General features: G+C 41.3%; 10 protein-coding genes. 9 read left to right on the top strand and 1 reads right to left on the bottom strand.

Translation table 11 applies throughout. The annotated features are described in order from the left end of the window. On the top strand, positions 1 to 107 hold a 107-nt coding region (locus B0E43_RS14800; protein ID WP_139352779.1), incomplete at its 5' end, for an adenosylhomocysteinase. Positions 108 to 875: 768 nt separating this feature from the next. Here the strand turns inward: B0E43_RS14800 and B0E43_RS14805 are convergent. Then, on the bottom strand, positions 876 to 1,283 hold the full coding sequence (locus B0E43_RS14805) for a helix-turn-helix domain-containing protein (RefSeq protein ID WP_077351098.1): 408 nt from the start codon (positions 1,281 to 1,283) through the stop codon (positions 876 to 878). A gap of 554 nt (positions 1,284 to 1,837) precedes the next feature. Here B0E43_RS14805 and B0E43_RS14810 point away from each other — a divergent pair. The 8 genes from B0E43_RS14810 (at position 1,838) to B0E43_RS14855 (ending at position 12,472) form a co-directional block, all read left to right on the top strand. Next, positions 1,838 to 2,101, top strand: a complete 264-nt coding sequence (locus B0E43_RS14810) for a hypothetical protein (RefSeq protein WP_139352780.1) — start codon at positions 1,838 to 1,840, stop codon at positions 2,099 to 2,101. 301 nt (positions 2,102 to 2,402) lie between these two features. Next, positions 2,403 to 3,050 (top strand): DUF6266 family protein, encoded by a 648-nt coding sequence (locus tag B0E43_RS14815; RefSeq protein ID WP_077351102.1) that lies wholly within the window; start codon positions 2,403 to 2,405, stop codon positions 3,048 to 3,050. 2,105 nt (positions 3,051 to 5,155) lie between these two features. Next, entirely contained in the window at positions 5,156 to 6,313 is a 1,158-nt protein-coding gene (locus B0E43_RS14835) for a glycosyltransferase family 4 protein (protein WP_077351110.1), read from the top strand. 134 nt (positions 6,314 to 6,447) lie between these two features. Further along, on the top strand, positions 6,448 to 7,584 hold the full coding sequence (locus B0E43_RS14840; protein ID WP_077351112.1) for an aminotransferase class I/II-fold pyridoxal phosphate-dependent enzyme: 1,137 nt from the start codon (positions 6,448 to 6,450) through the stop codon (positions 7,582 to 7,584). Position 7,585: 1 nt separating this feature from the next. Next, positions 7,586 to 8,224, top strand: a complete 639-nt coding sequence (locus tag B0E43_RS14845; RefSeq protein WP_077351114.1) for a sugar transferase — start codon at positions 7,586 to 7,588, stop codon at positions 8,222 to 8,224. A 484-nt stretch (positions 8,225 to 8,708) separates the two neighbouring features. Then, positions 8,709 to 9,131: a hypothetical protein gene (locus tag B0E43_RS31400; protein ID WP_371454701.1), complete on the top strand. Its 423-nt coding sequence runs from the start codon at positions 8,709 to 8,711 to the stop codon at positions 9,129 to 9,131. Continuing rightward, positions 9,104 to 10,618, top strand: a complete 1,515-nt coding sequence (locus B0E43_RS14850) for a polysaccharide biosynthesis protein (RefSeq protein WP_371454702.1) — start codon at positions 9,104 to 9,106, stop codon at positions 10,616 to 10,618. The genes B0E43_RS31400 and B0E43_RS14850 overlap by 28 nt, the downstream gene beginning before the upstream one ends. A gap of 273 nt (positions 10,619 to 10,891) precedes the next feature. Beyond that, positions 10,892 to 12,472, top strand: coding sequence for an NAD(P)/FAD-dependent oxidoreductase (locus B0E43_RS14855; protein ID WP_077351116.1), 1,581 nt, complete (start codon positions 10,892 to 10,894; stop codon positions 12,470 to 12,472). Positions 12,473 to 12,477 lie beyond the last annotated feature (5 nt).

A 12,477-nucleotide genomic window follows, 5' to 3' on the forward strand; every position in this document is an offset into this window, starting at 1 on the left:
ACCTGGCCAAGTTGGGTGTGGTATTGGATACCCTTTCTGAAGACCAGGCACAATACATCGGCGTTGAGGTTCAAGGACCATTCAAGCCTGAGTATTACAGATATTAATTTGAGTAAAAGTTGCTTAGAGAGGCCCTGGAGAAATCCGGGGCTTTTTTTGTGTCAAAATTTTAAAACAAGCTGATCCACGCCCGCAACTACCAATGGCAGTTCGATCCGGCCAGACTGCCGGAATTCCCAAAAGGGGAGAACCTGACTTCAGTGATGGCTCAGGCAAGCTTGATTTGTTTTTGGAATAGGCAGGAAAATTAGCAGCAAACAGACCTGGCAGGTTTCAAAAACCTGCCAGGTCTAAACCTAAAGGCCCTGGAGAATTCCAGGGCTTTTTTTTGTCAAAATTTTAAACAAGTGAATCCACTCCAGCAACAACCAATAGCAGTTCGATCCGGCCAGTACGCGGGAATTCCCAAAAGGGGAAAACCTGATTCCCGTAATGGCCCAGGCTAGCTTGATTTGTTTTTGGAATAGGCAGGAAAATTAGCAGCTAACAGACCTGGCAGGTTTCAAAAACCTGCCAGGTCTAAACCTAAAGGCCCTGGAGAATTCCGGGGCTTTTTTTGTTGGTAAAGTGGTCTAAAATTATAGGTAACAACACTCTGCCCTCAGTCTGTCCTCACACGTTCAAGAATACCTATCCCAACGAACCCAAGATAATCCGCCTAATAATGTTCTTTTATAAAGAATAATATTTAAGAAATATGTTCACTATCAATGAACAATACTAGATGCAATCCGATCTCCTGAAACGACTGCTGCTAGACCAGAAAGACCATAGTTCCGCCTCTTCGGCCTACCGTCTTCAGTATTCCTTATACCTCATTTACCCAACAGCTTCTCTATTCTAACCATCATCTCATCCTTCTCCTTAAGCATTCGCTCATAAAGAGCAATTTTTTCATCATGGAGTTGAATAAGTTTTTCTATTGGATTCACATTAAAGGTTGGAGAATTGCCGGTATTTAAAAAAGATCCATGATTAAATGTGTTTGAAATTACATTTACCGCTTGCTCCTCATCAAATTTCTGGAAAGCCTCAACAGGAATTCGTAATATCTCACCAACCTGACGGAGAAGTTCTTCTTCTACTTCCTCTTTTTGTTCAAGAAGGCTAATCTTTTTTTGAGACCAATCTGAACCGAGTTCGTGTGCCAAGGCCTCTTGTTTGATGCCCATCATCTCCCGAAAACGCTTGATATTTCTGCCGTGGTGAATTTTCTCGTTCATAGTCTAGTAATAATTGGGAAAATAGGAATTTCCCATATATAAGAATAAAACTAATTTATTCCAGTCTGCCGATTAACGCAAGTTTGAGAGAATTTTGATTGACAATTATTGTCCTTTTATTTTTTCTTTCAACTTTTTCCGGTTTGCATTCGAATATTTTATTATGTATATCCGCTTTATACCAGTAACGAGATCAAGAGTCTAAAATCTACTATGAAAGACCATAGTTTCGCGTCTTCGATCTGCGGTCATCGGTCTTCCAGCCCCAAAAGAAAAGGGAATCAGGTTAATGGTTCAATTGCGCATAATCATATATTTTAATCCCATTTTATTCTAAATATGATTATTTGCTAGTAAGATCTAATCTCAGGGACTCTCCGGTCTCCGGTCTTCCAGCCTTTTTAAAAGAGAAAATTTGTTTTGTGGCAGCCTAGCCTGTATCCAAAATTCTAAATCATTCCCTTTTAGAATAGTCTATTCCACTATGATCTAGGAAATTGGCATCAATAATCCTGCAAACAATCAGTTTCAATAAATCTAAAACTTTGATTTTTATGCTAACATTAGAAACTAAGTATCACCAAGACGAAATATTCGACTCGTACCTTGCCTCAACTCGTGATGTTTTTTTATGGGAGATACTTCAGGGTTGGATTGTGTTTTTATCTCAGCGAGATAAGTCTCCTGACGAAATCAGCCAACGACTTTATTTCTTCGAACTGCTCTCCAATCATCTTCAAATTGCTCAAGAAGAGTTTGATCTCATTCGTCAACAGAAAGTGGAAAGGCAATCAGATACTTCATCTCAGCTCCAGTAGAAAAGAACGAAAAAAAAATTATTGTCAAGTTCAAAATTGACCTATACTCGACCTAATCAGCGATTAAAAAACCATCCTACCAACAAAACAAGAATATTCAAAGCCCCCTATATCCCATTGTAGATTCGTCCCAAATACGGGGTTTATTCGGGCATTATATCGGGTATTTTCCCAGGTTTAAGGTATTTACACCGATGCATTTCTATGCAACATCCGCATATTCCGCACGTTTGCCTGGAGCTAATACTGCCTTTTTTGATCTTTCGATTCATTAATACCTTCACTTTAAATCAACAAGGCTATGGCAAAATTAGTCAGTTTCGGAGGCCTTAGACCCAAAGGAAAATCAGGAGGGTTTACCTTCTATGAACTGGATGGACAAACGATTATGAGAAGCCTTCCATCTCCTAATCATCGCAACAAAACGCATCCCACTGCTCTCCAGTTACTCAACCGGCAGCGCTTTAGAGAAATCAATGCATTCCTCAAGCCAATAAAAAAGGTTTTGAATTTTGGTTTCCAAAATGATTCCACCCATAGTAAGAAGGGAATTCATTGTGCCTTCGGGGAGCTGGTTCAGAAAGGATATAATTTCAGACAAAACCCTCGAATCGACCCTGCCTATCTGAAAATCAGCAAAGGGCCTTTATTGGGTCCTGAGGATGCTCAAGCCAATCGAGTTGAAAATCAAATAGAAATCACTTGGGCTGATAGTTCTGGAAAAGGGACCTCATTTATTCCGGATTACAGTATGGTATTGCTTTTTCACCCAGATACGGGGGAACACCATTGGAAAGAAAAGGCGGGTTCTAGGGCAAGTTTATCTGTTGCAATTACCTTATCTGAGAAAGATTTAAACAAGTCTTGGTGTGTTTATTTGGCATTTTACCGAAAGACGAGTTCCAATCCTTACTTATTCTCAGATTCCAAGTATTTGGGGAAAGTGTGATTAAATTTTCCCTTTTTCCTGTTTTTCCAGAAGCCGGACTAAAAATACAATCCCCAAATTATTCCGCGAAAATTCCCTTTGGACAATAATTTTTATTGGGAATAGAAATGATTAACAAAGGGGTCAAGGGGGATTTTCCGTCCGCCACGGCGGATCGAGTGGCTTTATTTCTCAACCTCAGCCGCAGAGAGTATCCCTACTCACGGCTTTTCTGAAAACCTTTTTTTGAAATTTACCAATCCATTAGTTACAACTCTTCCGTTAATCTAAATTCTCAACATCGGTTAATGAGCTTTTTGAACAATTAGGCGATGGTTGGTAAGCATGCCTGCACTGAGCTCGTCGAAGTTTCGAATCATTCAACAATTCAACAATTCAACAATTCAACTCTTAAACTCTGAACAATCCCAATGCTCCCCGGTATTGACTTTCTCGTAACCACTATACTTCTGCGCCGAGGTCAATGACCCGTTTTAATTTACTTTGGGTTTCGCTACGCTTTACGCGCCGCTATAATCATTTGACCCATTCTGGGTTATTTTTCACCATGACTTCATAATTTGGATTCCATTGATCGAATGCTATCAAGGCCATGTTGTAAATACAAATGCTCGAGTAGGAGGGAGCGGTGGGCGGATTTGCCCCTGCCAGCAGCAGGCTGGAGCGAGCCAGTGTTCGGCCGAGTGCGGCAGGAGCCCGGATAGCTATCCGGGGCTTCGTCTTGACCTTTTGGGGCAAGCCAAAGGGGCGAAGATATAAGAACAATTGACGTTCAAAAAGTTTCTATCAAGGATACGAACCACCAGTTATCCTGCTCTCAGAATGTAAAACCATTTACCTTCGCACTATTAAAACGGCACCAAAGCACCATCAAAGCGGCATCAAAGCGGCATCAAAGTAGCATCAAAGTAGCATCAAAGCAACATATAAGCTAGGTTTTGGATACCCCTGGGATTCGTGTCAAGTCCACAGATTCCACAGAATCCACAAATTCCACAGATTCCATACTTTCCACAAATTCCACAATCGGTTTGATTTTTCATTCCCTGCCCTCAGATTTGGTCATGTTTCACTAAAAACCAATTGAACATGGCAATACAGGCAAGATTTCTAAAAACCGAAGGAACTGAAGCCGTTGTTCATGTACACAAGAGCCGCAATTTTCCCGCAGACCTTATTCTCTTCAGTAACGATCAGGGCTGGACTTTATTCCAATGTACTACCATCTACTTTCTTTGGCTAAGCTTAATACCCACCATATCCTTGCCCGAGGTAAAAGGTCATTTTTCATTTTTTATGGAAGCCATGCTTCCTCCATGGTCATTTTCTATTGTTGGGATTTGTTCCATCAATAGGTTCTTTCTGAAGGAACTATCAAAGCACTCAGCCCTACCCATGGTTAGGATCATGCTACTTACTGACTTGGTCCTCCGACGCGGATCGAATTTTTCAGGAAACCAAATTTCCATCTTTAGATTAGCAAGTCGGTAATCTGAGAACCCTACAACCGGACAACCGGACAACGCGCGGCCGACAACAGGACAACCCGATGCTTTGACTTCGCTCAGCTCAGGCAACCGGTCAACTGGTTAGGTATCCGGAAAATAAAGCATCAAATTGCCGGAACTCCTCCACAATCTGCTTATTTTTTCTTCATTGGCTTCGATTGAATTCCTCCGCATTCCTGACCTTATCTATGGGAATGAGAATTTTTATTGATTTTTTTATATTGGATCAGATTTTTCCCTCCTTTAACATTCTAAGGAACCATTTAGGCCAAAGGAAGTTAAATTGGTAACCTTTTTTCTTTTTTCGGGTTTAAATTCTGGATAATTCATGATCTTGGATAGTGAAATTTTTCGGCAAGTTTTTAATCCATTTCCATCAATTTTGAAAAAAAAACAGGCAAAGGAATTCTCTCTAAAAATTTCTTGCACTATAAAAAATGGTTTTCAAATCGTAAAAAACCACCTTTGAATTAGAATTGACTAACTGTTGCATTTTTCAAAGAATAGGGATAAAAATTATTTATTTGTTAAAAACTAGGTATACTAATTGCTGACCTGTAAATTTGTTCTGGCTTTTGGCTTTTAAACCAACCTATTATGTACTTTCTTTTAGCTGCCCTCACCTCTTTTTCGGTGGGATTTTTAATTACTCCAATCGTTATTTCAGTTCTTACCAAGGCTAAAATTGGAGATGCCCCAGGCGGACGGAAAATCCACAAGAAATTTACGCCCTCCATGGGAGGGATCGGCTTTGTCCTGTCTACTCTGGTTTCCATGGGAATTTGGGCCTGGCAGTTTCCACTACCTGATATCAGGTACCTATTGGGAGCCATTGCCGTGATGTTTTTTGTGGGTTTACGGGATGATATGGTCGAACTCAAAGCCAAGCATAAGTTGGCGGGCCAGTTTGTTGCTGTGGTATTGGTGGTTGTGGCTGGCGATATCCGGATTAGAGATTTCCATGGATTTCTGGGACTTCATGAGATTCCCCTACTAATTAGCTATGGATTCAGTTCATTTGTTCTTCTGGCGCTCACTAACGCATTCAATCTGATTGATGGCTTGGACGGACTTGCAGGTACGGTGGCATCAATCTCTCTCGCTCTGTTGGGTGGCTGGTTTTATGTCCAGGGACTGGAAAGTTTCGCTGTCCTTAGCTTCACACTATTAGGCGGTGTATTGGCATTCATGATTTTCAATTGGCATCCTGCAAAAATATTTATGGGGGATACAGGATCACTTACATTGGGATTTGCCTTGGGGAGTTTAGTAGTGGCATTTATGGAATATAATGCTGCCTTACCTGTGGATGCATTCCTAAAGCTTGAACCTTCATTCACTGCAGGCATTGTCCTGATGATTTACCCACTTTACGATATGGCAAGGGTGTTTACCCGAAGAATTTCGCAGGGAAGACATCCTATGACTGCCGACAAAAGTCATATCCACCATTTTCTGATGAGGATGGGTTTGAAACACAATCAAGTCGCTTTGACATTAGGATTTTTGCAGTTGATATTAATTTTTTTGGTTTTTGCCCTAGGAAATTTTTCAGACAATATCGTATTGCCAATCCTTTCTGCAATTGTCCTTTTCCTGGGATTCCAATTGGATAAAGTGACGGTCAAATTTGTAAAAGAAAAAGTCAGAAATTCTCCTAGAGTATTGGAAACAAGGCCATTACATTCAGGTAAGAAAATTAAAATCAAGCTTGTCGAGCAATCTGTGGAATCCGGAAATATGAACCTCAACTGAACCAAATTGTTCGATAGTTAATAGAAAAAAGCCCGACTCCGGGCTTTTTTTGTTTTTAGTGGCTGTGAATTGGGTTTGGTTTTTGTGAATATTGTGTTAAGTTTAACCGAGACTCATTGTCACCCCTGATTCGAATGGCTTACACACTTCCTCTTTCTTTCCCGGTTTTTGACGGAAACGAGAGCTTGTACATACAGCAGGCGATTAATTCTGGTCACCTGGCTACCTATGGGGAATTCATCAATAAATTTGAAAATAAGCTTGCCCGCCTTACCAAATCTCATCAGGCGGTTGCCTTGAATTCTGGTACCTCTGCCCTTCATCTTGCACTTCTGCTATTGGGTGTAGGACCTGGAGATGAGGTGATTTGTCAGTCTTTTACTTTTTGTGCTTCGGCCAATCCCATTGTTTACCTAGGGGGGAACCCCATTTTTGTTGACAGCGAAGAGGAAACCTGGAATATGTCTCCTGAGCTGTTGGAAGACGCTGTGCTAAGCCGGATTGCCTTGGGAAAAAAACCTAAAGCGATAATAGTAGTTCATTTGTTTGGGATGCCTGCAAAAATGCGGGAAATCCTGGAAATAGCCGAAAAGTATTCCATTCCGCTTTTGGAGGATGCCGCCGAAGCCGTTGGAAGTACCTACAGGGATACCAACTGCGGTACATTTGGAAAAATCGGCATATTCTCTTTCAACGGGAATAAAATCATCACTACTGGGGGTGGAGGTGCCCTGATTTCAAACGATGTCAGCGTTTTGGAAAAAGCAAAATACCTCTCATCCCAGGCAAGGGAAGAGTTACCTTATTACCAGCATTTGGAAATAGGCTATAATTATCGAATGAATAATCTGGCAGCATCGATTGGCCTTGCCCAATTGGAAAAACTGAATGGTTGGGTTTCTAAAAGACGGTTGATTAACGAAAGATACCGGATACTTTTTGAAGATTTTCCGGGGATCAAGTTTCAGCCGGAGCTAGAAGGATCCAATTCCAACTATTGGCTGACCACTATACTGATTGAGGAGAAAGAGACAGGCTTTTCAAATGACAAACTTCGGATTATGCTTTTTAAAAAAGGCATTGAATCCAGGTTTTTGTGGAAGCCTTTGCATTTGCAGCCGGTGTATCATGGGGTACCATTTTATGGCGGAAAAATAGCCGAAAAATTATTTTTGAAAGGCCTGTGCCTGCCAAGTTCAGTGAACCTCACCTTTGATGACCAGAGAATCATTGCAGAGATCATTGAAAAAGAATTGAGCAAAATTTCCTGATGTGAATTACCCCAATTTTTGGAAAAGGGTTTTGGACCTGGTACTTTCCGTTTTACTGTTTTTGCTGTTATCACCGGTTTTCTTAATTCTGTATTTTATCCTCAGGATACATTTTAAAAGTTCTCCATTTTTTCTTCAGGTAAGGCCAGGAAAAAACGGGGAGCCATTCCAGATCATGAAGTTCAAGACCATGTTGGATAAAAGTGAGTTGGATGGGCACCACAATTCGGATGAGAAAAGGATCACCACACTTGGAAAGCTGATAAGAAAGTCCTCTCTCGATGAAATTCCACAGTTACTAAATGTTCTAAAAGGAGACATGAGTCTGGTAGGACCCAGACCACTTTTGCCAGAATATCTCCCCTTATACAATCCTGAACAAGCCAGGAGGCATAATATAAAACCCGGGGTGACCGGCTGGGCTCAGATCAACGGAAGAAATGCTATCAGTTGGGAACAGAAGTTTGAATATGATGTTTGGTATGTTAATCACCTTTCTTTGGGGCTGGATTTGAGAATCCTCTTTCAAACACTCTGGAATGTACTTAGAGGGAAAGGGGTCAGTCAACATGGGCATGTCTCAGCTGGCAGGTTTACAGGTTCCGGGGATTTAGCCAGGGAAAATGTTGCAGAATTTTGATTTTTGGCAGGAAAAAATTTAAAACTTTCCTTTCTACTTGTATTCAATGTGTGTTATAAGCCCTGATTACCCTTCAGACTTTGTAGCAAGGACTTATGAAACAAAAAAAACCTTCAATTTGAATATTGGTTCCCCTATGGCGGATACGGTTACTTCGAAGACTAATTGCTTTTAACTTTGTCTGCCAAATATTCTCTTCATCCGAAAGAGCAACATCTTTTCCTATTTGAATTGTGGATTATCAAATGATATTTTTTGTAAATTACTTATGTAAGAATAGAACGAATTTCCCAACTCTAAGTGATTCAGAATATTAGATGTTATTCTGTCCCCGAATTCTTCAATATAAAATGAGTACAGTCCCTTCCAATGCCGGATTATTGTAATATTTTTGAATAAAATTAAAAAATCTGATTACTTTGTGGTTTGATAAGCAAAATATAGTGGGTTTTCCTGTTTTTGTCGATTTGATACTATCTCTACTATGAATTTTTTATCCAGGTTAAAAATCCTTCCCAGATGGATAATAGCCACGCTTGACTCTTTGATCCTCTTTTATTGTTCGCTGTTTGGATACCTGGTTCGGTTTAATTTTGAACTGGAACTTATCGAGCAATACGATGCATTTGCAGGAAGTTTCACTTTCATGGTTGGCGGCCTTTTAGTGATGCAGAATACCCGGAGCTATGAAGGGATTGTCCGCCATACAGGTTTTCGGGATGGTTCGAATATCTTTAAAACTGTCCTGATCAATTTCACACTTTTTCTTTTCCTTAATTTTTTCCATGGAAATTTTCTGAATGACCGATTTCTCCTTCCTACTTCAGTTCTGATTATTGCAAGCTTGTCAGCTATGTTTATGCTGATATTCTACCGCTTTTGGTTAAGGAATTGTTTGTTTATCTGAAAAATGGCTTTGCCGAAAAAGAGCTTAGACAAGGTGTGATTTTCGGTGCCGGAGAAGCTGGGATCATTGCACAAGAAGCGATTAAAAAGGACAGCAAAACTCACATGAATATTGTGGCTTTCCTGGATGACGACTCTAAGAAAGATGGAAAAAACATTGACGGAAAGCGGATTCATAAAGGTTTGGAAGACCTTGAAAGACTCGTCAAACTTTTTAACATCACCGATTTGATTATTGCAGTCAGAGATCTTTCCGTGTATCGGAAAAATGAAATCATCGATGAATGTCTAAGATTGAATGTTTCAGTTTCCATGGTGCCACCTGTGGACCAGTGGATCAATGGAGGACTAACAGCAGGCGCCATTCGCGAAATTAAAATCGAAGACCTCCTTAGCAGGGAGCAGATTCTTTTGGATAATCCCAGAATTGAGCAAGATCTCAAAGGTAAAATTGTTATGGTAACGGGTGCTGCAGGATCCATAGGTTCTGAGCTTTGCAGGCAGATTTCCTATTACCATCCCAAACTGATCGTAATGCTTGATATTGCTGAGTCACCTCTGTATGATATCGAACAGGAATTCAAGGAGCAACATCCAGGTTGTTCTATAAAAATTATCCTCGGGGATGTGAGAAACAAAAAGAAGATGAAAGAAGTCTTCAAAGAATTCAAGCCTCAGGTAGTGTTCCATGCCGCAGCCTATAAGCATGTGCCAATGATGGAAAACTATCCCGAGGAAGCTGTCCATTCCAATGTAATCGGTACGAAAATTTTGGCGGATTTGGCCGTTTTGTCACAGGTTGAAAAGTTTGTATTTGTTTCTACTGACAAAGCAGTAAATCCAACCAATGTTATGGGTGCCAGCAAAAGGGCTGCGGAAATGTATGTTCAGGCATTGAATCAATACTTGGATACCAACCATAAAAAATACCACACCAAATTCATTACCACCCGTTTTGGAAATGTGCTGGGCTCTAACGGCTCCGTAATTCCACTTTTCAAAAAGCAAATCATGAATGGTGGGCCAATTACTGTGACCCATCCTGATATCACCAGGTTTTTCATGACAATTCCTGAGGCCTGTCAATTGGTTTTGGAAGCAGGAGTAATGGGCGAAGGTGGTGAGATCTATATTTTCGATATGGGCGAGCCGGTAAAAATATTGGATCTCGCAAAGAAAATGATCCAGCTTTCAGGGAAGAAAGTGGACACTGACATCAAAATTCAGTTTAGTGGATTAAGAGAAGGTGAAAAACTCTTTGAAGAGCTTTTGAATGATTTTGAAATGGTCAAAATAACCCACCATCCTAAAATCAAAATCGCCCAGGTATCCCCTTCATCCTACCACAAAATTGATGGTCAAATTGAGTTCTTCCAGGAATTGATCGGTAAAAACAACGAAACTGACTTGGTTCGACATCTGAAATCACTGGTTCCGGAATACATTTCCAATTCATCCAGATTTGAGGTTTTGGACAGAATGAATTAAAAAGAACCAAGAACCAAGAACCAAGAACCAAGAACCAAGAACCAAGAACATTTTATTAGGCAAGGCCGCTTTTTTAGAAGAGCGGCTTTTGCTTTTAAATGTATCCACAACTTTGCCGACATTAAAAAACACTTGAAAGGATGACTTCATTAGAGGTTGTTTTTTTCACCTCTTCCGGTTTCTGTCTCCGGTCTTCTGTCTTCTGTCTTCCGCCTTATCAATTTTCAGCCCACCTTCGTATCTTCGCATTGATTTAAGGATAAACACCTTACTATGAAAAAGACCTTCTCCCTCCAATTGAGCCCTGAAGATGCTTACGATCCGGATAATTTTGAAAAAGCTGTTTTCAAAAAAGCCGGAGTAACTCCGGATACTTCCCACGCCTTCGTCCGGCAAATCCGCAGATCCATCGATGCCAGAGGCAGAAAAGTGATCGTCAATGTGGAGGCAGAACTGTTTCTGAATGAAATTCCGGGTTCCCTGCTCGATCATGCTCCTTCCTATCAATATGTTTCCAATTCAGAACCTATTGTAATTGTCGGAGCGGGGCCTGCAGGGTTATTTGCTGCGCTTAGAGCAATAGAACTTGGAGTCAAACCCATTGTACTGGAAAGAGGGAAAGATGTCAGAACCCGCAGACGGGATCTTGCGGCCATAAATAAAGAGGGAATTGTAAATCCGGATTCGAATTATTGTTTTGGAGAGGGTGGGGCAGGTACTTATTCAGACGGTAAGCTCTATACCCGATCCAAAAAAAGGGGGGACATCCGTAGGATCATGGAGATTTTTGTGGCTCATGGAGCTACGGAAGATATTCTGGTGGATGCACATCCCCATATCGGAACCAACAAACTGCCACTGCTTGTATCGAAACTTCGGGAAAGTATCCTAGAATCGGGAGGAGAAATCCATTTTGAAACCAGAGTGGATGATCTGATTTTAGAAAGGGATGAAATCAAGGGGATTGTTACCCAAAACGGAGATCAGATTAAAGGCTTGGGTGTAATTTTGGCAACAGGGCATTCCGCCAGGGATATATTTCATTTGCTGGACAGGAGACAGGTTTTAATAGAAGCCAAACCCTTTGCTTTGGGTGTCCGAATAGAACATAGCCAAAACCTGATTGACAGGATCCAATATCACTGCGAAGTAGATCGTGGTCTTTATTTGCCTGCCTCTGCCTATTCATTGGTTCAGCAGACAGAGTTTCAGGCTAAGCAACGGGGTGTATTCAGTTTCTGCATGTGTCCGGGAGGATTTATCGTCCCCGCTGCCACAGCTCCTGGAGAACTCGTGGTGAATGGCATGAGTCCGAGCCGAAGAGACAGTAAGTTTGCCAATTCGGGAATGGTGGTTTCGGTGGAACTTGAAGATTTGCCTGAATACCACAAATTCAGGGCCCTGGCCTCCCTGCATTTTCAGGCGGATGTTGAAAAGAAAGCTTTTGAAATGGGTGGGAAGACGCAGGTGGCCCCTGCCCAACGAATGGTGGATTTTGTCAACCGCAAAGTGAGCTCTTCCCTCTTAGATACTTCCTATCAACCTGGTTTGGAATCTGTAGAAATGCGGGAAGTGCTTCCTGATTTCATTTCTGCAAGACTTGCTATGGCGTTTAAGGCATTTGGTCAAAAAATGAAAGGCTACCTGACCAATGATGCCCAGATTATCGGGGTGGAAAGCCGAACCTCCTCACCTGTAAGAGTTCCAAGGGATCGGGAATCCTTCGAGCATCCGCAGATCAAACGCCTCTATCCTTGTGGAGAAGGTGCAGGATATGCCGGCGGAATCGTGTCTGCTGCCATGGACGGAGAGCGATGTGCTGAAAAGCTGATCGAAGCTTATGTAAGAAAATAGCGGAA

The sequence above is a fragment of the Algoriphagus sp. A40 genome (genome assembly GCF_002002735.1).
GTDB lineage: Bacteria > Bacteroidota > Bacteroidia > Cytophagales > Cyclobacteriaceae > Algoriphagus.

Excerpts from the sequence above, each read along its gene's own strand:
- B0E43_RS14805 (WP_077351098.1), bottom strand. The coding sequence starts at position 1,283 with ATGAACGAGAAAATTCACCACGGCAGAAATATCAAGCGTTTTCGGGAG.
- B0E43_RS14810 (WP_139352780.1), top strand. The coding sequence starts at position 1,838 with ATGCTAACATTAGAAACTAAGTATCACCAAGACGAAATATTCGACTCG.
- B0E43_RS14815 (WP_077351102.1), top strand. The coding sequence starts at position 2,403 with ATGGCAAAATTAGTCAGTTTCGGAGGCCTTAGACCCAAAGGAAAATCA.
- B0E43_RS14835 (WP_077351110.1), top strand. The coding sequence starts at position 5,156 with ATGTACTTTCTTTTAGCTGCCCTCACCTCTTTTTCGGTGGGATTTTTA.
- B0E43_RS14840 (WP_077351112.1), top strand. The coding sequence starts at position 6,448 with ATGGCTTACACACTTCCTCTTTCTTTCCCGGTTTTTGACGGAAACGAG.
- B0E43_RS31400 (WP_371454701.1), top strand. The coding sequence starts at position 8,709 with ATGAATTTTTTATCCAGGTTAAAAATCCTTCCCAGATGGATAATAGCC.
- B0E43_RS14855 (WP_077351116.1), top strand. The coding sequence starts at position 10,892 with ATGAAAAAGACCTTCTCCCTCCAATTGAGCCCTGAAGATGCTTACGAT.